This window comes from Sorangium sp. So ce836, from assembly GCF_028553905.1.
Taxonomy (GTDB): Bacteria; Myxococcota_A; Polyangia; order Polyangiales; family Polyangiaceae; genus Sorangium; species Sorangium cellulosum_D.
Genome location: NZ_CP102233.1, coordinates 14,329,044 through 14,349,104, shown reverse-complemented (window position 1 = coordinate 14,349,104; position 20,061 = coordinate 14,329,044). Strand labels below are relative to the sequence as shown.

The window sequence follows — 20,061 nt, the reverse complement described above, 5'->3', positions numbered from 1 at the left end:
TGGTCATCCCTCGGACGGCGCATCCGCCGTCTCCGACGCCCTGGCGGACCGCTTGGCCGTCGCGAGCTCGGCGTCGATGCTCGCGAGGCCGTGATCGGGGACCTCGTAGAGGATGCGCTCGCTCTCGCTCAGCATCTCCTCGATCTGCAGCGGCGTGCACGTGGGAGCGAAGACGCCGATCACGCCGGGATCGTAAAACCTGAAATAGACACGCTCGCCCGACGTCTCCAGCTCCACCATCAGGAACCGCCGGAAGTGCCGTCGGACCTCGCGGAACGGCTCCCGGCTCGTGCAGTAGATCCCCCAGCGCCTCCCCCAGCCCTCGAGCACCAGCCGCGACAGCAGCGTCGAGCTCGAATCCATCGGGCCGGCCAGGTACGGCGCCACGTCCTCCAGAGGCTCGCCGGGAGTCCCCTCGTAGAGCGACTGGTGGCGCTCCACCGACTCTCGCAAGAGCTCCAGGATCCGGTCGTCACGGGCGGCGTCGAGGACGGCGTACAAAGGAACGCGCGAGGACTCGTCACGCAGCGTCTCCAGCGCTCGCTCCGCGAGCCCCTGGCGCCTCGCTCGACGGCGCCGCTCGTCCTCGTCGACCTCGTCTTCGTCCTCGTCCGGCGGCGGCGTATGGCCCTCGAAATAGACCATGAAATCGGCTTCGCCAGCGCGGATCCAGGCGCCGTGCTCCACCTCGGCTTCGGCCACCGGCTCGCCGCTCAGCTGCGTGCCCGTCGCGCTCCGCAGGTCCCGGAGCGCGCAGCGCGCGCCGTCCCACGCGAGCTCGAAGTGCACCGCCGAGAGCCTGGGATCGTGCCGCACCGCGAGCTGCGCCATGTCCCCGCGCCCGACCCGGAGCGTCTTGCCGGGGTCGATGGCGACCTTCGTGCCCGCGAGCTTCCCCCACCGGACCTCGACGATGCAGCGCGGCGCCGCCATCAGCGCTTCCCCCGGTTGCGGCGCGCCTCGCGCTCCTTGCGCTTGCGCTCGCAGTCCTCGCAGAACGGCTTCTCCGTCCTCAAGGTCTCCGCCTGAGGGCTCGAGCCGATGAGCACCGTCGGGCACCCCTTCACGATCACCCCGCCGTGCGACGTGGGATCCCCCATCCGCGCCGCATCCTTGTGGCCGATGATCACCGTGGGCTCGCCCGCCGAGATGCTGTCGATCGCAGGGACGCACGTGACGCTGTCGCCGACGCGCGCGGCGGGCTGGAAGCCGATCAGGACCGTCCCCTCTCCGCTCAGGACCGGGCCGCCGACGTGCGGGACCGGTCCAGGCTCGACCTTCGGGCAAGTGTGCATGTCGGTGATGCGTGCTGCCGGAGGCATCTCTCCCCTCCTCTCCTCTCGTCTCGAGGACGTTCGATCGTGGACCCTCAAGCGCCGATCACTGCCCTATCAGCGTCCGGCTCACGTCGTCCGTGACGGCCTCCATCGCCTCGGCCGGCTCCTCGGGGCTCGCGCCCTTGCCGCTGCCGGGCGAGCCGCCGCTGTTGATGCGCACGACGTTGCCCCGGATGGTGATGCCGCTCGCGTCGATCCGAATGAACCCGCCCGGACCCTTGAGCGTCAGGTCCTTCGCCGCCTCGATGACCAGCGCCGTGCCGGCGGCGACGTGGATCTCCTCGGCCGCCGCGAGGGCGTGGCTCTTGCCCACGACCTCATGGCGATCTCCGCCCACGATCAGCGAGTGCGATCCGCCGATCTTCTGGTTGCGCTTCCCCCAGACGCGGAGGTGGCTGTTGCCTTCGACGCGCTCGCGCTTCTCCTGCTTGATGACGATGTCTTGATCCTTGCCGACATAGACCTTCACGTTGCCGAGCGTGCGCGCGTGCTCGTCGTTCTTCACGAGCAGCTGGCGATCGTGACCGATGGTGATCGTCTCGTCGTTCTTGACCAGCCGGCGACGATTCCGCTCGGCCTGCTCCCAGACGAGCTCCTGCCCCTTCTGGTCCTCGAACATGATCTCGTTGAATCCGCCGCCGCCCTGCGACGAGTCGCTCTTCCAGGTGCTCCTCGTCTTGTGCTCCGGGAGCTTGTAAGGGACCTGCTGGGTGGCGTTGAAGACGCGCCCGACGACGATCGGCTGATCGGGATCCCCCTCCAGGAAACCGACGAGGACCTCCTGGCCGACGCGGGGGATGACGATCATCCCGTAGCCCGTGCCGGCCCAGCCCTGGCTCACGCGGATCCAGCACGAGCTCGCGTCGTCGTGATGCCCCTCGCGATCCCAGGGAAACTGGACGCGGACCCGGCCAAACTCGTCGGTGTGTATCTCCTGCCCCGCGCGGCCCACGACCGTGGCGCACTGCGCACCCTCGACGCGAGGTTTGGGGGTGCGGAACGGAGGCAGGTAGGGGACGTCCGTGAAGAGGGCGCGGCCCGACATCGACCACTCCTCGCCAGGGGTGCCGTCGATCGAGAACTCGGTGACGAGCAGCCGCGTGCCGTCGGCGATCTCGGGGTGCGGATGGCCGTCGACGCTGAAGACGACGCCGGGCCAGAGGTCGATCGTGTTCGTCTCGAAGGAGATCGCGCGGCGATCCACGCGCTCGGCGCCGAGCGCCCGCTCGGCCAGCCGCGCGCCGAAGGCCTGCTCGTGACGCGTGGCCCCCTTGTCGTCCGCGGCCGGCGTGCCGCCGCCCTTGTCCGCGTGGATCAAGAAGGCGCCCGGCTGGTAGTGGTACTGCTCGTACCTGTCCTCGGGCGCGGGCGCCTTCCGAGCCTCGCCGAGGAGGGGAAACGCCGGGCGGCGAAGATCATGGTCGCGGATCGTGTAAGCACCCGGGCGGACCTCGTGCGAGAGCTGAACGTTGGCGACGAACTGCTGGTCGAGGGGTTGGCTAGGGTTGTCCGCGTAAATCAGCGGCGCCCCCGCGCGCAGCGGGTTCTGGTGCAGGTGATCGCTCAGCGTCAGCCGAGAGCCCGCGCCCTCGTCGTCGGGAAAGGTGAACGCTATCCCGGCCTCCTCCCAGAGGCGGCACAGGAAGGCGTAGTCGCTCTCGCCGTACTGGACCCTGTACTCGAGCTTGGGATAGCGACCTCGATCGATCTGCCAGACGGGCTGCAGGTTCCACTCTGCGAGCAGCCGGTCGGAGATATCCGGGATCGTGAGGTGCTGGTAAATACGGTAGTTGCGGCGCTGGGTGAGCAGCCAGAGATCCGGGACGATGCGCACGTGGTAGCTGGATATGGCCGTCTGGCCGGTGGTCGGCTGCACCGCGTGGACCTGCTCGACATAGCTGCAGATGCCTGTCCATAGGCGGGTGCCTGCGCCGGCATGAGACATGCCGCCGACGACGCGCAAGCGCGCCGGCTTGCCGATGATCGCCTCCAGGTCGATGGCGGGGTTCTCGGATCCTGCGAGGACCGAGACGGTGAACAGGCTCGATACCGCCTCCTGCACCGAGAACCGGCGCACGGAAAGCGGGCCCTCGCCACACGCAAAGGTCACCTCGAGACTCATCGGCGGGCTCTCCTTCGTTCAGCCGGCGAGCACCTCCCTCACCCTGTGCCAGGCTCACCGGTTCGATCGAAGGGTATGCGATCCGCCGCCGCCATCAAAACAAGAAAACGGGTGTGCTCAACGAGAAAGGCTGTGGCAGCCGCCGCAGGCTCGATGAGGAAATCATCGCCTGCGGCTCGACGGACGGAACAGCGCGGGCAGGCCGAGCCCAGATCGGCTCCCCGTCGAGACGACGCAGCGCCGCGCGGACTGCCGCCCGGTTAGCTCCTGGGCAGCCGCAGGAGCTCCGCGGCCGCCGTCCTGAAGATGCGTTCGCAGGCTCCCCACGCAAACTCCAGCCGCGCGCGGACAGCCTGGACAGCCGCCTCCACCCTCGCCCGCTCGCGCGCGCTTCCCTGGACCTGATCGAGCAACCTCTGAAGCGCGCCAGGGTCCTCCGCCGCGCGTGTCATATGAAAGAACGCCCTCCGGACGCGCGTGATGTCGGGCGTGAGGTCGCCCTCGCTGACATAGGATCGCGTGCGCGCGATCTTCGTGAACAGGCGGACCACGGCGTCCTGGAACTCCCGCGCGTGCATCGAGTAGGCGTCGTTGTTGACGTCTCCGCCGAGATAGGTCGCCGTCTGAAGTGACTCTCTCAGATCCCTCAGGGCCACATCCTCGATGAACGCCGTCAGGAGGCTCGACGTCCGCGGCATGCGCCGGCGCATCCAATCGTCCCGCGCCGCTCTGCTGTGGATGAGGGTGACGAGCGGAGCCGAGCCGGCCGAGCCGCTGGCGAGCTTGTCGCGTGCATAGGCGATGAACCCGGCCTCGAACGCGCCGTTCATCTTGGCGACGATGTTGTTGAAGACGTGATCTCCCTTCGACATGCCGGCCTCCCCATCGCTGCGGCTGCGCGCCCGCCCGTCACGCTCGCGGCGCCGCCATCAACCTCCCGAGCGCCGTCACCCTCAGCGCCGCCGGGTGCGTCTCGTACTGATCCTCCTGCAGCTCGAGCGTCGCGATCAGCCTCGCCCTGAACCGCGCCTGCATCGGCAGCCGCTTCGCCAGATCCTCGGGCAGGTACGCCGGCACGAGCCTCGACGCGCCGCCCACCTGCAGCAGCGCGCGCAGGTGCACCGCCCCGAACACCGCGCGCCGCTGGTAGCATCGCCTCTCCAGGAGCACCCGCTCTGCCTGCTCCCCGAGGTACCCCTGCGGCACCGAGCGCTTCACCCGCGCGAAGGCGTCCTCGATCCGCTTGGTGAACCCCTCGGCCACCGCCGGCGGGATGAGCAGGTGCGGCATGCTCAGGAAGCCCTTCGCCTCCTCGACCGCAGCGCTCAGCGCCTCGTCCCCGGCCGCGAACGTGGCCGCCGTCGTCATCGTCGCCTTCAGCCGCTCGAGCTCGTCGAACGGGAAGTGCAGCTCGCCTGCGAGCAGGGCCAGCGGCGGCACGAACTTCCCGTCCTCGCGGACCGCCCGCTCGAGCGCTCGGCTCAGCTCCGCCTCGTCCGCCGCCTCCCCGCGCGCGAGCACCTCGAAGACCTCGCGCCGATCCTCGACCGCCATCGGATCCCTGACGATCGCCGGATCGTCGACCTCCGCGTCGAGCGGCCTCCCCTCGAGCTCGCGGAGGATCTGCTGAAACGCGGGCTTCCGCCGCATCCGCGGCACCTCGTCGGGGTCGTACCAGATGAACTGCAGCGCCGGGGCGCCCTCGGGGCGCGGCGTCGCTGCAGGCGCCGGGCGCGCGGCCGGCGCTGGCTCGGCCCTGACGACCTCGGGGGTCACCAGATGGGCGGCGAGCTGTCCCACGGTCATGGGAGGCGGCTGACCCGCGCGAGGCTCGACCGCCCACGGGTTGCTCTCGCGCGCCGGAGGGATCGCGTCCACCGGCGCGGGCGCCACGACCCTCGGCGGCGGCGGCGGTGACGGCGCGAAGAAGACGTCCGAATCCTCGCTGCCCGTGTGCGTCCGGCGGGAGGGGGGCGGCGGCGCGGGCTGAGCGCCCGCCCCCCAGGACGGCGACGACTGGCCGAGCGACGGCGCGGAGCCCGGCGGCGCGGGCACGGCAGGCGGCGCTGCGCCGCCCCATCCGGACGAGGACTGCGACAGCGGCCGCGGCGGGCTCTGCGCCGGAGGGCCGCCCGCGAAGCCCGCCGCCTGACCCGACGGCGCGAACGGGAGCGCCATCTCCGCCGGGGGGACCACCCCCGGAGCCATCGTCCCCGCGAAGCCCTCGGCCTCGTCCTCGGACGACGGCGCCGGCGGAACGGCCGTCTCCGCGACATCGAGCCCCCGCGGCTGCGACGCCATCGGCGCGCGCCCCACCGCTCCACCGGGCCAGCCGGCCCCCGCCCCGGCCTGCGCGAGCTCGACAAGCACCCTCCCCCGCTCCTGCGGGTGCTCGATCGGGACCTGCGCGCGCCACGTCAACGCGCACACCGATCGATCCGTGTCGATCCACAGCGTGTCGCAGCGCAAGGTGAGCGGCTGCGCCGCGCCGCTGGCGCGCTCGAGCACCGCGCGCGGCCGGACGCCGGGCAGGCTCGCGACGAGGCGCGGGTGCTCCGGGTGGAGGTTCTCGAGCGCGATCTGCCCATCGTCGCGCAGCTCCTTGATCTGCTGATCCTGCGGCGCGTGATTGAAGCACGAGAAGTCGATGTCTTCCGGGAGCGGCTGCTTGTACCAGTCTCTCAGCAGCCCCGGTGCCCCCTTGCGGCCCATCTTCTCGCGCCTCGACGGCCACGTCGGCGAAAGCGGACCGAAGCCGATCGGCGCGATGAAATCAGCCCGGGATGTGACCTTCACCCCGGGCGGCTGGAGGTTGGGGATCATGATCCGCCCTTGCGCGTCGTGGATCCCAGGACGCAGCCCGACAGGATTGAACGTGTCCGGCCCTCCCGCCGCGCGCTCATAAATCAACGGCAGCCGAGAGAACCGTTGTCCTTCATGGAGCGTGCCGTCCTGGCCAAACGCCCGATCGCAGAACACCGCGATCGACTTGTCCACCTCGCCCACGCTGAGCCGGGCGATCAGCGAACGCACGGGCTCCCCCCTCGGCGCGAACGCGTGCCCGACCAGCGCGACGTCTGCCCAGGGCTTCACGGGGACGAGATCGCAGGCGGCGCGGAGGCTCCGGCGGGCGTCGTTGTGCCAGTGCTGGTCGTCCTCGAGCGGCGGCTCCTGCTCTCGTGCCAGCGCCGCCTCGCCTGGACGCAGCACGAACGTCGCTTTGCAGACGACGGTCAGCATCCACGTCGCGGGGCGTGGCTGCCAGACGACCGAAGCGACCGGCAGCGGACCGTTGGAGACGACATCCATGGCGGTGTTCGCCATCTTACACGTCGGCGAGGTGAAGTCGTCCAGCGGGCTCGCGGCCGAGCTCGCGAACTCGCCTCCCCCGCCCACCCCGCGCGCCCCTCCCCCACCCAACCTTGACCCGGCGCCCGCCACGCACGAGGATCCGCCCCGTGCCCCAGCGAAAGCGCTACCTCTTCGTCTGCGTCAACCGCCGCCCGGACGGGGTCCCCAAGGGCTCCTGCGCCCAGCGCGGCGCCGAGGGGATCCACGCGCAGCTCAAGGCCGCCCTCGCCGAGCGCGGCCTCGCCAAGGTCGAGGCGCGCGCCTGCACCGCGAGCTGCCTCGACGTCTGCTGGGCCGGCCCCGTCATCGCCGTCGAGCCGGACGGCTACTTCTACGGGCGCGTGACCCCCGCGGACGTCCCCGAGATCGTCGACGCCCTCGCCGAGGGCCGCCGCGTCGAGCGGCTCGTGCTCCCGCCCGAGGACTTCACCGAAGCCACGGCCGGCCCGCCGCTGCCGGCGCCGCCCCGCCGCCCGCCGGAGGCGTGATGCGCGGCTTCGAGTTCTGCGAGACCATGGCCGGGAGCTTCCACCTGGTCGAGTCCCCCGCCGACGAGCGGCCCATGTCGTTCACCATCCGCGCGCGCTCGCGCGGCCTCCTCGACTTCCTGCGCAAGCCCGAGGTCGAGATCGAGGGCGAGATCGACGCCGAGGGGTTCGCCGACCACCGCTACCTGTCCGGGCGGCTCGGCCTCGACCTCGCGCGCACCGGCACCCTCCCCTACTCCTTCGAGTTCACCGCCAACGACGGCCGCCGCTGCGCGTTCGCCGGCCGCAAGACCGTGCGCCCGAGCGATCTGCTGGCGTCGATGACCGTCCTGCCCGGCGTGCTCGTCGGCGAGGGCGGCGCCGTGATCGGCGAGGCGCTCCTCCGCTTCGACCTGCGGAGCGACCTGCTCCGGTTCCTGCGGAGCTTCCGGACCACGAGGTAGCCATGCGGAGGCTCGATCCCAAAGAGAGCGCGATCATCGTCGTCGACGTCCAGGAGCGGCTCGCGGCCGCGATGCCGGCGCCCCAGATGGAGGCGCTGACCCGCGCGGCCACCCTCCTCATCGAGGCGGCGCGGCGGCTCGGCGCGCACGTGCTCGCGACCGAGCAGTACCCCGCGGGGCTCGGGCGCACCGTCGCGCCCCTCGCCGAGAAGCTCGCCCAGGCGGGCGCGCCGGTCATCCCCAAGATGGAGTTCTCCGCCTGCGACGCGCTCGAGTTCGAGCGCGCCTTCAGCGAGCGCGCGCCCCGCACCGCCGTCGTCGTCGGCATGGAGGCGCACGTCTGCGTCTTCCAGACCGTCCGCGAGCTCGCCGCGCGCGGCGTCGCGGTCCACGTGCCGCTCGACGGCGTCGCCTCGCGCCGCGACGACCACCGGCTCGCCGGCCTCGACCTCTGCCGCGCCGCCGGCGCCACCATCACCACCGCCGAGACCGTCGTCTTCGACTGGCTCAAGGTCGCCGGGACGGACGACTTCAAGCACCTGTCGAAGCTCATCCGCTGAGATCGCCGGGATCTCCGCGGGCAGCGCGGCGCCCCGGTCGCCGTGTCAGTTTGTCAGCCGCCGGCTCGGACTTTGTCAGACCCGTGCTCTTCTGGACACGCCGCCGACGTTCGTGACACAGTGGCGCATGGCTGACGATCTGGCACAAGTCGGAGCCCCCCCGAGCGCGCCTCCGCCCGCCGGCGCCGCGCCGCCGCCCGGCGCGCCGACGGTCCTCGTGGTCGACGACGAGCCGTCGAACGTCGCCTCCATCGAGAAGATCTTCCAGCGCGACGGCATGCGCGTCATCACGGCGGACAGCGCGAAGGCGGCGCTCGAGATCGTGCGCAGCCGCCGCGTCGAGGTGGTGCTCACCGACCTGATGATGCCGGGGGTCAGCGGGCTCGAGCTGCTCCGCGCGCTCAAGCAGCTCGCGCCCGACACCGAGGTCGTGATGATGACCGCGTACGGGACCGTCGAGACCGCGGTCCAGGCCATGCGCGAGGGCGCTTACGACTTCGTGGAGAAGCCGCTCAAGCGGATGACGATCATCAAGAGCGTCCGCAAGGCCGCCGAGCGCCAGTCGCTCGTCGCCGAGAACCGGTCGCTGCGGCAGGAGATCAAGCTGCTCACGAAGCGCGAGATCGTCGGCTCGAGCCCGACGCTCCGCCGCGTGCTCGACATCGCGACCCAGGCGGCGCCCTCGAGCGCCACGGTGCTCGTGCTCGGCGAGAGCGGCACCGGCAAGGAGCTGCTCGCGCGCTTCATCCACGAGCGCAGCGCGCGCTCGCGGGGGCCGTTCGTCGCGGTCAACTGCGCGGCCATCCCGGAGACCATCCTCGAGGCCGAGCTCTTCGGCCACGAGCGCGGGGCGTTCACCGGCGCCCTCGCGAAGCGCGACGGCCGCTTCGCCAAGGCGGCCGGCGGCACGCTGTTCCTCGACGAGATCGGCGAGCTCTCGCCGGCCGTGCAGGTGAAGCTCCTCCGCGTGCTGCAGGAGGGCGAGTACGAGCCCGTCGGCGGCGACACGGTCCGCGCCGACGTGCGCCTCGTCGCGGCCACCAACAAGGACCTCCGCGCCGAGGTCGCCGCGGGGCGCTTCCGCGAGGACCTGTTCTACCGGCTCAACGTGATCGCGATCACCGCGCCCCCGCTCCGGACCCGGCGCGAGGACATCCCGCTCCTCGTCGACCACTTCCTCGGCGTCTACTGCACGAAGAACAACCGCCCCCGCCTGGAGGCGCCGCGCGACGTGCTGGCGCGCCTGACCGACTACACCTGGCCGGGCAACGTCCGCGAGCTCGAGAACGTGATCGAGCGCGCCGTGGTGCTCTGCCGCGGCGACCAGCTCTCGGTCGACGACCTGCCCGACTTCATCCGCGAGGCCGCCCCCGCCGAGCCGAGCTCGCTCACGTTCTCGGTCGGCACCCCCCTCGACGAGGTAGAGCGAAGGCTCATCCGCGAGACGCTCCGCCACGCGCGCGGGGACAAATCCGTGGCCGCGCAGCTGCTCGGCATCTCGACCCGCACGATCTACCGAAAGCTCGGCGAACTGGAGTGATCTCGCGCGCGCCGTCCGGCGGACACGGCGCGCTCCGGCGCGCCGGCACCCCCGGCGAAAATCCATTTGTCACTTTGGCAAAGGAGGCCGCCCCGCGCGCCTCGGGTGCGTCACCTTGGCGGGGCAGCTTCCGTATTTCCGAGAAAAGGCGGGGGAACGGCCAGAGATTGACCCCTGGCACGAAACTCGCTTAGAGGAGCATGGGCGCATGGGCATCGACGCGATCCTGAAGCGGTATTTCCCCTGGGTGTTGGGCGCGCTGATCGCGCTCGCCGCCTACTTCCAGGCGTCGGGCATGGGTCAGCTCGTGGCCTCGAGCGTCGCGATCGACGCGCCGCCGGCGCCGGCCGGCCCGCCGCCGCGCCCCACGTCGTTCGGGTCGACCGCGAGCGCGGACCACGCGACGCACGCCGGGCCGATCCTCTCGCGCAACCCGTTCGACTCGGTGACGGGGCCGCTCGACGGAAAGCCGGTCGAGATCCCGAGCGTGCAGCCGGAGATGAGCAACAAGGATCCGTACGAGGATCCGTCGTGCGACGGCGCCCGCGTGCTGCTCATCACGCAGGCCGACGATCCCGCGTGGTCGTTCGCGGCCATGAGCGGCTCGGACGGCAAGGCGATCTTGCGGCGGCAGGGGGATGAGATCAGCGGGCAGACCGTTTACTACGTGGGGTGGGACCGGGTCTGGCTGACGTCCGGCAGCTCGCGGTGCCAGGCCATCGTGGGCGGCAGCAAGGCCGTCGCGCGCACCGCCGCGGCGCCGACGCCCGTGACGCCCGCGCCGACGAGCACGTCGAAATCGACCGCCCGCGGCGGCAAGAAGGTCCCGCCCGAGATCGCCTCGAAGATCCAGCGGGTGAGCGAGACGGAGTTCAACGTGGAGCGCAGCGCCGTCGACCAGATCCTCGAGAACCAGGGCGAGCTGATGCGCTCCGCGCGCATCGTCCCCGAGAAGGAGGGCGACAAGGTGGTCGGCATCCGTCTCTTCGGGATTCGACCGGACTCGCTGCTCGGGACGCTCGGCCTGGAGAACGGAGATCGGCTGTCCAGCATCAACGGGTTTGAGATGAGCGATCCGCAAAAGGCCCTCGAGGCCTATGCGCGGCTCCGGACGGCGGACCGGCTCACGGTGAGCATCAACCGCAAGGGCAAGCCGATGAACATCGACTTCAACATCAAGTGAGCGCTGCGGACTGAATTCCAGGGACGAAAGCAGGGTAGTGGCATGGCGCGATGGATAGGTAGACTGGACGAGGGGAGCCTGCTGCGGCGAACGCTGATGTATGTCGGCACGTTCGTCCTCGGCTCACTCACGTTCGTCGGGGTCGTGAGCCTGATCCTCGTGTCGGTCGCCAAGACCGTCCTGCCGCCCCACGGCGCCGAAGGCGCGGCGGACGCGGCGGACGAGGCCGAAGGCGAGGCCACAACCGGGGCGAGCAAGACCGCCCTGGGCAGGACATCCCGCTCGAAGCGGCCGCGGTCCCCCTCGCCGGCCGAGCGCGAGAGCGCGCCGAGCGCCGACTGAGCGGCGCCGCCTCCCCCCACCCCAAAACCCACGCAGAGAATATCGAGTCGACTGATGGTGATGACGACCCTCGAGCGATCCTGCTGCCTCCGGAGGAGGCTCCTCGCCGCGCCGGTGGCGGCGCTCGTGTTCGCCGCGGCGGCCCCGCCGGCCGCAGCGCAGCCCGCGAACCGCAACGCCCCCGTGCTGCGCACCCCCGGCCAGGGCGCGCCGGCGCCCGGTCGCCCCGGGATCCCCTCGGGGACGCCGGGCTCCGCGGGCGCCGCCGCGCCGGGCGCGGGCGCGCCCGGGGCAGGCGCGCCGGGCGCTGCAGCCGCGCCGGGGGCGCCGGGCGCCGCGCCGGGCGACACCGGCGACGATCCGCTCGCCGCGGTCAAGCAGGGGGTCCAGGAGATCGAGTTCAAGCCGAAGCCCGGCGGCTACAAGGTCAGCTTCAACCTCGACGAGGCCGACCTCCCCGAGCTGGTGAAGGCGATCAGCAACATCACCGGGCGGCGGTTCATCTACGGCGGCAAGCTCCGGCAGATCAAGGCCACGGTGTACGCGCCGGAGAAGGTGACGGTCGCCGAGGCGTACAGCGCGTTCCTGTCGATCCTCGCGTCGAACGACCTCACCGTCATCCCCCACGGCCGCTTCCTCAAGATCGTGGAGACGCCCGGCGCGGTGTCGGAGACGACCCCCGTGTTCGGGACGGCCGCGCCCGTGCCCGCGGAGGACCGGTTCGTCACCCGCATGTACCGGCTGTCCCATATCGACGCCAACGAGGCGGGCGGCGTCCTGACCAAGTTCAAGTCGAAGGACGGCGACGTCACCGTCTACCCGCCCGGCAACCTGCTCATCATCACGGACACCGGCACGAACATCCAGCGCATGCTCCGGATCGTCGAGGAGATCGACGTCGGCGGCGCCGGCGATCAGCTGTGGGTGCAGCCGGTCCACTACGGCTCCGCCGCGGAGGTCGCGACGAAGCTGAACGAGATCGTCGACCCCAGGGCCGGCGGCGGCGGCGGCGGCGGCGGCGGCAGGCCCGGCAGGGGCGGCGCCGCCGGCGGCGGCGGCACCGGCGCGCGCATCATCGCGGACGACAGGACCAACTCGCTCATCATCACCGCCTCCGAGCCGGACTACCTGCGCGTCCTCGGCATCCTGAAGCGCCTCGACGTGCCGCAGACGGGCGAGGGGCAGGTCCACGTGCTCTCGCTCCAGCACGCCGGCTGCAAGGAGCTGTCCGCGACGCTGAACCAGGTCCTCGGCGGGAGCGCCGGCGGCGGCGCCCCCGCCGTGGGCGGCAGGGGGGCGGCGCGCAACGCCCCCCCGGTGCCCGGCTCGACCGACGACATCTTCGAGGGCCAGGTCAAGGTCACCTGCGACGAGGCGAGCAACAAGCTCCTCATCACCTCGTCGCCCCACGACTACGCCCAGCTGCGCACCGTGATCGACCAGCTCGACGAGCCCCGGCGGCAGGTGTTCATCGAGGCCGTGATCATGGACGTGAACGTCAACCGCTCGCTCAATTTCGGCATCGGCTACCACGCCGGCGCGCCGTTCGACGCCGCGAACGGCCAGGGCATCATCTACGGCGGGAACAACGTCGTGCCCTCGGTCGGCGGCCTTCCGACCGAGCTCGGCGCGCTCGCGCTGGGCGTCCGGGGCGCCGAGATCCCGGGATCGAGCAACATCTTCGGGACGGGCCTGTCCATCCCCGCGTTCGGCATCGTCCTCCACGCGCTCGCGCAGGACGGCGACTCCAACGTCCTCGCGACGCCGCACATCCTCGCGACCGACAACGTGCCGGCCGAGATCTCGATCGGCCAGAACATCCCGCTCCAGACCAACGTCGGCGGCGGCGGGCTCAACCAGCTCGCGAGCCTGGCGGGCGGCGCGGGGGCCGCGGGCGCGCTCGGCGGGCTCGGCGGGCTCGGCGGCCTGCTCGGCGGCCTCGGCGGCCAGGCCGCGCGCCAGGACGTGGGCACGAAGGTCAAGGTCATCCCCCACGTCAACGACTCGGACCAGGTGCGGCTGGAGCTCACCGAGGAGATCTCCGACGCCGGCGCCCCCCTCGAGGGCGCGCTCGGCGCGATCCCCATCAACAAGCGCACCGCGAGCACCACCCTCGTCGTCCGCGACCAGCAGACCGTGGTGATCGGCGGCCTCGTGCGCGACGGCATGACCACCTCGGAGACGAAGATCCCGGTGCTCGGCGACATCCCGGTGCTCGGCTTCCTGTTCCGGCAGCGGGTCAGGACCAAGACGAAGACGAACCTCCTGCTCGTCCTGACGCCCTACGTCATCCGCGACCAGGACGACCTGCGGGCCATCTTCGAGCGCAAGATGCAGGAGCGGCAGGAGTTCATCGACCGCTACTTCGTCTTCAGCGACAGCGCCGCCTGGGAGCCGCCGCGCGACTTCAGCCGGGCGAACGGGCTCGTCGAGGACATCCGGCAGTCGATCCTGACCGAGGAGGAGCGGGCGCGCCTCGAGGAGGAGGCCCGGCCGAGGAGGCCGCAGGATCACACGCCGGTCGAGCCTGTCGGGCTGCCGACGTTCGGCGGCAAGACCGGCGCGGCCGGCGGGGCGATGGCTCCTGGTATGGTCGACATGGAGGGCGACATGCCCCCGCCTCCGCCGCAGAGCGGGGCGGCGCCGGCGCGCCCCATCCGGCGCCCGCCCGGCGGACGGCAGATGGAGCGCGTCGAATGAGCATGCAGCAGCAGCAGTACCTCGGCGAGATCCTGGTCCGGCGGGGCGTCGTCTCCGCGGAGCGGCTCGTGCCGCTCTTCGACACGGTCCGCGAGCGCGGGCAGCCGCTCGCGGACCTCCTCGTCTCGTCCAACATCGCCGACGAGGCGAGCATCGCGAGGGCGCTCGCGGAGGAGTGCGAGGTCGGCCTCCTCCCGCGCATCGACATCGACGCGGTGCCGCTCGAGCTCGCGAGCCGGGTGCCGATCACCTACGCCAAGCAGCACAAGATCCTGCCGCTCTCCGAGCACGACGGGGTCGTCTACTGCGCGATCGCCGACCCCCTCGACACGACCGCGATCGACGACGTGCGGGCGCTGTTCGGCAAGCCGGTCGAGATCGCGGTCGCCACGAGCGACGCCGTGCTGAACGCGATCAACCGCATCTGGGAGCGCAAGGAGGACGGCGGCGCGAAGCTCGAGGGCGACACGGCGCTCGAGGAGGACAACCTCGTCGACATCATCGACTCGGACGACGACGCCCCGATCATCGCCTGGGTCAACGGCCTCTTCGCGCAGGCGGTCCGGGAGCGGGCGAGCGACATCCACATCGAGCCCGAGGAGCGCGACGTCGTCGTCCGCTACCGGATCGACGGCGAGCTCTACGTCGCGAAGCGCGCCTCGAAGCAGTTCATGGCGCCGATCATCGCCCGCGTGAAGATCATGGCGTCGCTCAACATCGCGGAGAAGCGGCTCCCCCAGGACGGCCGCATCACCCTGAAGATCGCGGGCAAGAGCGTCGACATCCGCGTCTCGACGGTGCCGACGAGCCGCGGCTTCGAGCGGATCGTGATGCGCATCCTGCACAAGGCGTCGGTCCTGCTCGGGCTCGACGACCTCGGCTTCGCGCCGCGCGAGTACGCCCTCATGGACGGGCTCATCCAGCGGCCGGACGGCATCATCCTCGTCACCGGCCCGACCGGCAGCGGCAAGACGACGACGCTCTACGCCTGCCTCAACCGGATCAACGAGCCGAGCCGGAACATCCTCACCGCCGAGGACCCGGTCGAGTACGAGATCGGCGGCATCCATCAGATCCACGTCCACCCCGGGATCGGGCTCACCTTCGCCTCGGCGCTCCGCGCCTTCCTCCGGCAGGATCCGGACGTCATCATGGTCGGCGAGATCCGCGACAAGGAGACCGCCGAGATCGCCATCCACGCGTCGCTGACCGGCCACCTCGTGCTCTCGACCATCCACACGAACGACGCGGCCGGCGCCGTGACGCGCCTCGTCGAGATGGAGATCGAGCCGTTCCTCGTGCGGAGCAGCGTGATCGGCATCCTCGCCCAGCGCCTCGTGCGCCTGCTCTGCTCGGCGTGCAAGGTCCCCTACCGCCCGTCGGACTACGAGCTCCAGCAGCTCGGCCTCGACCAGGACCGGCTCGCCTGGAAGGCGCGGCGGAAGCTCTCGAACCGCTACAGCGTGCACGGGCAGAAATACGACTACATCGGGCAGGACATCGACCGGGCCGTGTTCTACAAACCGGGCGGCTGCGACGCCTGCAACCAGAAGGGCTTCGTCGGCCGGCGGGGCATCTACGAGCTGATGGTCATCGACGACGCGGTGGGCCCGCTCATCCTGAAGAGCGCGGACGCGCAGACCATCAAGCGGGTCGCCATCTCCCAGGGGATGGACACGCTCCGCGACGACGGGGCGCGCAAGGTGCTCCTGGGCATCACCACCGTCGAGGAGGTCCTCGCGGCGACGCAGGAAGACGTCATCGTCGACGAGTAGGGAAGGCCGTGGCGGTATTCGAATACAAAGGCATCCTCGTCGGCACCGGAAAGCCGGTCAAAGGGGTCCGCGACGCGGAGAACGCGAAGGCCCTGCGGGCCGCCCTGCGCAAGGACGGCATCATGCTCACCGGCGCGACCGAGGAGCAGGCCGCGAAGGCGAAGGCGAAGCGCGATCTCAAGCTCTTCGCCTTCGCGGGCCGCCCCACGACGTCCGAGGTCGCCATGATGACCCGCCAGCTCGCGACGCTCATCGGCGCCGGCATCCCGCTGTTCGAGTCGCTCAACGCGCTCATCGAGCAGGTCGAGAAGGAGTCGCTGAAGCGGACCCTCACGCAGGTGCGCGAGCAGGTGCGCGAGGGCACGAGCTTCGCGAAGGCGCTGGAGGGGCACCCCACGGTCTTCCCGCCGCTCTACGTCAGCATGGTGCGCGCCGGCGAGGCGTCCGGCACGCTCGAGGGCGTGCTGCTCCGCCTGACCGTCTTCATGGAGAACCAGGCGAAGCTCGTGGGCAAGGTGACCGCGGCCCTCGCCTACCCGGCGCTCATGGCGATCATCGGCATCGGGCTCATCTCGGTCCTCATGATCGCGGTCGTGCCGAACGTGAAGGACATCTTCTCGTCGATGGACCAGACGCTGCCCTGGTACACCTCGGCGCTCATCGGCACCTCGGAGTTCGCCGCGAGCTACTGGTGGCTCGTGATCCTCATGCTGGTCGGCGCGGTGTACGGGTTCCGCCGCTGGCTGCGCACGCCGAAGGGGCGCCTCCGCTGGGACACGTTCGTGCTGGGCGCGCCGATCTTCGGCAAGCTCATCCAGATGCTCTCCATCGCGCGCTTCGCGCGGACCCTCGCGACCCTGCTCTCGTCGGGCGTCGCGCTCCTCAGCGCGATGGACATCGTGCGCAGCGTGCTCGGCAACGCCGCGCTGGAGAAGGTGGTCGCCGACGCGATCGGGTCGATCCGCGAGGGCCAGAGCATCGCCGATCCGCTGAAGCGCAGCGGCCGGTTCCCGCCCATCGTCATCCACATGATCGCCATCGGCGAGCGGAGCGGGCAGCTCGAGGCGATGCTCGAGAACGTCGCCAACGCGTACGACTCCGAGGTCGAGACCCGCGTCCAGGTGCTCACGAGCCTGCTCGAGCCGCTCATGATCGTCGTCATGGGCGGCACGGTCGCGTTCATCGCGATATCCATCCTCATGCCGCTCATGCAGATGTCGAACTTCGTCGGGTAGGGGGCTCCATGGGGCGCAGGAGGCAGCGAGAGAGCACGATCTTCTTCCCGTGGGAGCGCGGCGGCGGGCTCTTCCGCAGGAGCGGCATGGCGCGCGTGCGGCCGTTCGCGGCCGGCCTCGGGATGGCCGTCCTGCTCCTGCTCCTCGGCGCGCGCGAGCGGCGGCTCGTGGGAATTCGCTCGACGCGCGCCACGTTGTCCGTCGTCCACGGGGCCATCACGCTGTACCGCGCCGACCACGAGCGGCGGTGCCCGGCCTCGCTGGAAGAGCTGAAGCGCGAGGGATACCTCGCGATCGATCCGGTCGACGCCTGGGGGAGGCCGCTCCGGCTCACCTGCCCTGGCAGAAAGGACCCGGAGGGATACGATCTGATGAGCGACGGTCCGGACGGCGAAATCGGCGGGCTTGACAGGGTGGAGTGAGGGACATGGAGACGAACAGGGCGAAGAGGATTCGAAGGTTGGGCCGGGGGCTCTCGCGGGGCGTGACCCTGATCGAGGTCCTGATCGTGGTGACGATCATGGCGATCATCGCCGGCGGCGCGACGCTCGTGCTGTGGCCGAAGCTCGAGGCCGCGAAGGTCAGGAGCGCCTACACCGGCGCGTCGGTCATCAAGACCGCGGCGGATCAGTACCAGAACCTCGGCGCGGGCGGCGAGGGCTGCCCGACCCTGCAAGCGCTGGTGAGCGCGAAGCAGATCGACGCCAACAAGACGGACGACCCCTGGGGCCAGCCGTACCGGATCAAGTGCGAGGAGAGCGAGATCCGCGTCTACTCGCTCGGCAAGGACAAGAAGGAGAACACCCCGGACGACATCCGCGACAACATGAGGCAGTCCGAGATCAACAAGATCGCGGAGATGTGACGCCGACGCGGAGGGAGCGCCCATGACACGCCGCCTGCGCACGAGGGGAGTCACGCTGGTCGAGGTGCTGATCTCCGTCACGGTGATCGCGCTCATCAGCGGATCGGTGATCCTCGGCATGGGCGCGGTCACGAGCGCCCGGCTGAAGCGGAGCGCGGCGCTGCTCGCGGGCGCCGTCCGGGTCGCCTACGCCCACGCCAACGCGAAATCGAAGCCGATGCGGCTCGTCTTCGACTTCGAGGAGCGGATGATCGTGCTCGAGGAGGCCACGGGCGAGCTCGTCGTCGAGAGGAACGACCGGACCGGCGGCGCCGCCGCGGCGACCGAGGCCGAGAAGGCGGCGGTGGCGGAGGCCGAGGCGATCCTGAAGGGGCCGCGCGCGCCGCGCCCGTCGTTCCAGCCGGCGAAGGCGTTCGGCTTCGACCCCTCGAGCGAGAAGCCCGGCAAGGAGCTCTCGAGCGGCGTCCGCTTCCTCCAGGTGGAGACCGGGCACCAGGACGAGGCCGCGACCGAGGGGCGCGCCTACCTCTACTTCTGGCCCGGCGGCCAGACCGAGCGGGCGGCCATCCAGCTGTCGCTCGGCGGCGAGGAGACCGAGGACTCCGTGATGACGGTGCTCGTCTCGCCGCTCACCGGCAAGACCGAGATCCGGCGGGGCAAGGCGAGCATGCCGCGGCCGCGCGACGACTCCGAGGAGTCGGAGCGCGAGGACACGGGGTTCTGATGCGCGCCCGCGGCTTCACCCTGCTCGAGATCATGGTGGCGGTGGCCATCCTCGGCCTCGGGCTCACCGCGATCCTCTCCGCCCAGGCCGGCGCCTTCTCGGCGGCGGCGCACGCGCGGAACATCAGCCTCGCGAACGGGCTCGCGCGCTGCAAGATGACCGAGATCGAGGAGCGGCTCGCCAGGGACGGCCTGCCGCTGCTCGACGAGGCCGACAACGGGCCGTGCTGCGAGGGCGACGAGTCGACGTCCGTCAAGTGCTCCTGGCGCATCGAGAAGCCGGAGATGCCCGAGCCCAAGTACGGCGACCTCGATCTCGACACGAACCTCGAGGGGCTCGGCCAGCTCACCAAGCCGGCCGAGTCGAGCGGCTCCGCCGCCCCGAGCGGCAGCCTCGACGATCTCGCGCAGTCGCTGGCCGGCGCGCCCGGCGGCGCCGGGGGCGGCCAGTCCGCCGGCGGGATCGCGGGGCTCCTGCAGCCGTTCATCGACATGCTCGCGCCGACGCTCCAGCCGATCTTCGAGGCGAGCGCGCGGCGGGTGACGGTGCGGCTGACCTGGCAGCAAGGGTCGCAGGAGCACGCGCTCGAGCTCGTGCAGTGGGTCACGGTGCCGCAGATGGGCCAGCCCGAGGACACCGGCGCGGGCGGCGGCACGGGCGAGGGAGGAGGGAGTCGACCGTGACGGCGCGAACGGCGAGCTCGCCCCGCAGGCGCCGCCGGCGCTCGGGCGGGGTGACCCTCCTCGAGGTCCTCGTCTCGGTCGCCATCCTGGCGATCATCGGGACGCTCATCTACGGCGCGTTCGACGGCATGAGCCGGTCGCGCGCGGGCATCTCGCGCATCAGCGACCGCTACCACCAGGGCCGCGCGGCGATCGCCCGCATCTCGCGCGAGCTCCAGGCGGCCTTCCTGTCCCGGCACCAGCCGGCCGACAAGAACATCGTCGTGCGGCTCACGGCGTTCACCGGGGAGGACTCGTCGCCCGCGGATCGCGTCGATTTCACCGCGTTCGCGCACCGGAGGCTCCTCAGGAACGCGCACGAGTCGGACCAGTGCGAGATTGGCTATTTCGGCTCGCGCGACCCCGAGCGCGACAAGCTCGATCTCGTGCGGCGAGAGGCGAAGTTCATCGATCTCGAGCCGACGCGGGGCGGCGTCGTCAACGTGCTCGCCGAGGACATCGAGAGCTTCAACGTCCGGTACCTCGACCCCCTCACCGGCGAGTGGGTCGACTCGTGGAACTCCACGCAGCCGGCGGCGCAATTCGAGCGGCTCCCGTCGCAGGTGTGGGTGACGCTGGTCCTGAACGGCGGGCCGGGCGGGGCGCCCATCAAGTTCGAGACGAAGGTGCCCATCGCCATGCAGGTCCCCATCGCCTTCGGGAACAACTGAGCC

At 71.0% G+C, this 20,061-nt stretch carries 19 protein-coding genes; 14 read left to right on the top strand and 5 right to left on the bottom strand.

The genetic code is table 11. The features are described 5' to 3' along the window. Positions 1-3: 3 nt before the first annotated feature. From NQZ70_RS52385 to NQZ70_RS52365, 5 genes are all read right to left on the bottom strand, one after another. Positions 4-933, bottom strand: a complete 930-nt coding sequence (locus NQZ70_RS52385) for a DUF4123 domain-containing protein (RefSeq protein ID WP_129580932.1) — start codon at positions 931-933, stop codon at positions 4-6. Continuing rightward, positions 933-1,322 (bottom strand): PAAR domain-containing protein, encoded by a 390-nt coding sequence (locus tag NQZ70_RS52380; protein WP_129580931.1) that lies wholly within the window; start codon positions 1,320-1,322, stop codon positions 933-935. The genes NQZ70_RS52385 and NQZ70_RS52380 overlap by 1 nt, the downstream gene beginning before the upstream one ends. A gap of 58 nt (positions 1,323-1,380) precedes the next feature. After that, the gene (locus NQZ70_RS52375; RefSeq protein ID WP_237244863.1) at positions 1,381-3,447 is read right to left on the bottom strand and encodes a type VI secretion system Vgr family protein; all 2,067 of its coding nucleotides are present in this window, start codon (positions 3,445-3,447) and stop codon (positions 1,381-1,383) included. A gap of 272 nt (positions 3,448-3,719) precedes the next feature. Then, entirely contained in the window at positions 3,720-4,331 is a 612-nt protein-coding gene (locus NQZ70_RS52370; protein ID WP_129580929.1) for a hypothetical protein, read from the bottom strand. A 37-nt stretch (positions 4,332-4,368) separates the two neighbouring features. Beyond that, entirely contained in the window at positions 4,369-6,768 is a 2,400-nt protein-coding gene (locus tag NQZ70_RS52365; protein ID WP_207217693.1) for a DUF2169 domain-containing protein, read from the bottom strand. A 149-nt stretch (positions 6,769-6,917) separates the two neighbouring features. On the opposite strand from NQZ70_RS52365, the gene NQZ70_RS52360 reads away from it, so the two are divergent. From NQZ70_RS52360 to NQZ70_RS52295, 14 genes are all read left to right on the top strand, one after another. Beyond that, positions 6,918-7,298, top strand: coding sequence for a ferredoxin (locus NQZ70_RS52360; protein WP_129580927.1), 381 nt, complete (start codon positions 6,918-6,920; stop codon positions 7,296-7,298). Continuing rightward, positions 7,298-7,741 (top strand): hypothetical protein, encoded by a 444-nt coding sequence (locus NQZ70_RS52355; protein ID WP_129580926.1) that lies wholly within the window; start codon positions 7,298-7,300, stop codon positions 7,739-7,741. The genes NQZ70_RS52360 and NQZ70_RS52355 overlap by 1 nt, the downstream gene beginning before the upstream one ends. Positions 7,742-7,743: 2 nt before the next feature. Continuing rightward, positions 7,744-8,301: an isochorismatase family protein gene (locus NQZ70_RS52350; protein ID WP_129580925.1), complete on the top strand. Its 558-nt coding sequence runs from the start codon at positions 7,744-7,746 to the stop codon at positions 8,299-8,301. Between the two features lie 127 nt (positions 8,302-8,428). Beyond that, the gene (locus tag NQZ70_RS52345) at positions 8,429-9,841 is read left to right on the top strand and encodes a sigma-54 dependent transcriptional regulator (protein ID WP_129580924.1); all 1,413 of its coding nucleotides are present in this window, start codon (positions 8,429-8,431) and stop codon (positions 9,839-9,841) included. Positions 9,842-10,049: 208 nt separating this feature from the next. Continuing rightward, complete coding sequence (gspC, locus tag NQZ70_RS52340) at positions 10,050-11,024, top strand: type II secretion system protein GspC (protein WP_129580923.1); 975 nt, start codon at positions 10,050-10,052, stop codon at positions 11,022-11,024. 42 nt (positions 11,025-11,066) lie between these two features. Further along, a complete protein-coding gene (locus NQZ70_RS52335) occupies positions 11,067-11,366 on the top strand; it encodes a hypothetical protein (protein WP_237244862.1) in 300 nt (99 codons plus the stop codon). A 54-nt stretch (positions 11,367-11,420) separates the two neighbouring features. Further along, on the top strand, positions 11,421-14,066 hold the full coding sequence (gene gspD, locus NQZ70_RS52330) for a type II secretion system secretin GspD (protein WP_129580922.1): 2,646 nt from the start codon (positions 11,421-11,423) through the stop codon (positions 14,064-14,066). Continuing rightward, entirely contained in the window at positions 14,063-15,841 is a 1,779-nt protein-coding gene (gspE, locus tag NQZ70_RS52325; RefSeq protein ID WP_129580921.1) for a type II secretion system ATPase GspE, read from the top strand. Before gspD ends, gspE begins: the two co-directional genes overlap by 4 nt. Before the next feature lie 8 nt (positions 15,842-15,849). Beyond that, a complete protein-coding gene (gene gspF, locus NQZ70_RS52320) occupies positions 15,850-17,076 on the top strand; it encodes a type II secretion system inner membrane protein GspF (RefSeq protein ID WP_129580920.1) in 1,227 nt (408 codons plus the stop codon). Between the two features lie 8 nt (positions 17,077-17,084). After that, entirely contained in the window at positions 17,085-17,498 is a 414-nt protein-coding gene (locus NQZ70_RS52315) for a type II secretion system protein GspG (RefSeq protein ID WP_020742219.1), read from the top strand. Between the two features lie 5 nt (positions 17,499-17,503). Further along, on the top strand, positions 17,504-17,941 hold the full coding sequence (locus tag NQZ70_RS52310) for a type II secretion system protein (protein WP_237244861.1): 438 nt from the start codon (positions 17,504-17,506) through the stop codon (positions 17,939-17,941). Positions 17,942-17,963: 22 nt separating this feature from the next. Continuing rightward, positions 17,964-18,665 (top strand): Tfp pilus assembly protein FimT/FimU, encoded by a 702-nt coding sequence (locus tag NQZ70_RS52305; protein ID WP_129580919.1) that lies wholly within the window; start codon positions 17,964-17,966, stop codon positions 18,663-18,665. Then, a complete protein-coding gene (locus NQZ70_RS52300) occupies positions 18,665-19,348 on the top strand; it encodes a prepilin-type N-terminal cleavage/methylation domain-containing protein (RefSeq protein WP_129580918.1) in 684 nt (227 codons plus the stop codon). Before NQZ70_RS52305 ends, NQZ70_RS52300 begins: the two co-directional genes overlap by 1 nt. Continuing rightward, positions 19,345-20,058 carry a type II secretion system protein GspJ gene (locus NQZ70_RS52295; protein WP_129580917.1) on the top strand — a complete coding sequence of 238 codons (714 nt, stop codon included), beginning with the start codon at positions 19,345-19,347 and terminating at the stop codon, positions 20,056-20,058. The genes NQZ70_RS52300 and NQZ70_RS52295 overlap by 4 nt, the downstream gene beginning before the upstream one ends. The last annotated feature ends 3 nt before the right edge of the window (positions 20,059-20,061 follow it).

What these genes read in the sequence shown, in the direction of transcription:
- NQZ70_RS52365 (WP_207217693.1), bottom strand. Translation starts at nt 6,768, where the DNA reads ATGGATGTCGTCTCCAACGGTCCGCTGCCGGTCGCTTCGGTCGTCTGG.
- NQZ70_RS52355 (WP_129580926.1), top strand. Translation starts at nt 7,298, where the DNA reads ATGCGCGGCTTCGAGTTCTGCGAGACCATGGCCGGGAGCTTCCACCTG.
- NQZ70_RS52310 (WP_237244861.1), top strand. Translation starts at nt 17,504, where the DNA reads ATGGAGACGAACAGGGCGAAGAGGATTCGAAGGTTGGGCCGGGGGCTC.
- NQZ70_RS52370 (WP_129580929.1), bottom strand. Translation starts at nt 4,331, where the DNA reads ATGTCGAAGGGAGATCACGTCTTCAACAACATCGTCGCCAAGATGAAC.
- NQZ70_RS52305 (WP_129580919.1), top strand. Translation starts at nt 17,964, where the DNA reads ATGACACGCCGCCTGCGCACGAGGGGAGTCACGCTGGTCGAGGTGCTG.
- gspD (WP_129580922.1), top strand. Translation starts at nt 11,421, where the DNA reads ATGGTGATGACGACCCTCGAGCGATCCTGCTGCCTCCGGAGGAGGCTC.
- NQZ70_RS52335 (WP_237244862.1), top strand. Translation starts at nt 11,067, where the DNA reads ATGGCGCGATGGATAGGTAGACTGGACGAGGGGAGCCTGCTGCGGCGA.
- NQZ70_RS52345 (WP_129580924.1), top strand. Translation starts at nt 8,429, where the DNA reads ATGGCTGACGATCTGGCACAAGTCGGAGCCCCCCCGAGCGCGCCTCCG.
- NQZ70_RS52380 (WP_129580931.1), bottom strand. Translation starts at nt 1,322, where the DNA reads ATGCCTCCGGCAGCACGCATCACCGACATGCACACTTGCCCGAAGGTC.
- NQZ70_RS52315 (WP_020742219.1), top strand. Translation starts at nt 17,085, where the DNA reads ATGGGGCGCAGGAGGCAGCGAGAGAGCACGATCTTCTTCCCGTGGGAG.
- gspE (WP_129580921.1), top strand. Translation starts at nt 14,063, where the DNA reads ATGAGCATGCAGCAGCAGCAGTACCTCGGCGAGATCCTGGTCCGGCGG.
- NQZ70_RS52350 (WP_129580925.1), top strand. Translation starts at nt 7,744, where the DNA reads ATGCGGAGGCTCGATCCCAAAGAGAGCGCGATCATCGTCGTCGACGTC.
- gspC (WP_129580923.1), top strand. Translation starts at nt 10,050, where the DNA reads ATGGGCATCGACGCGATCCTGAAGCGGTATTTCCCCTGGGTGTTGGGC.
- NQZ70_RS52385 (WP_129580932.1), bottom strand. Translation starts at nt 933, where the DNA reads ATGGCGGCGCCGCGCTGCATCGTCGAGGTCCGGTGGGGGAAGCTCGCG.
- NQZ70_RS52300 (WP_129580918.1), top strand. Translation starts at nt 18,665, where the DNA reads ATGCGCGCCCGCGGCTTCACCCTGCTCGAGATCATGGTGGCGGTGGCC.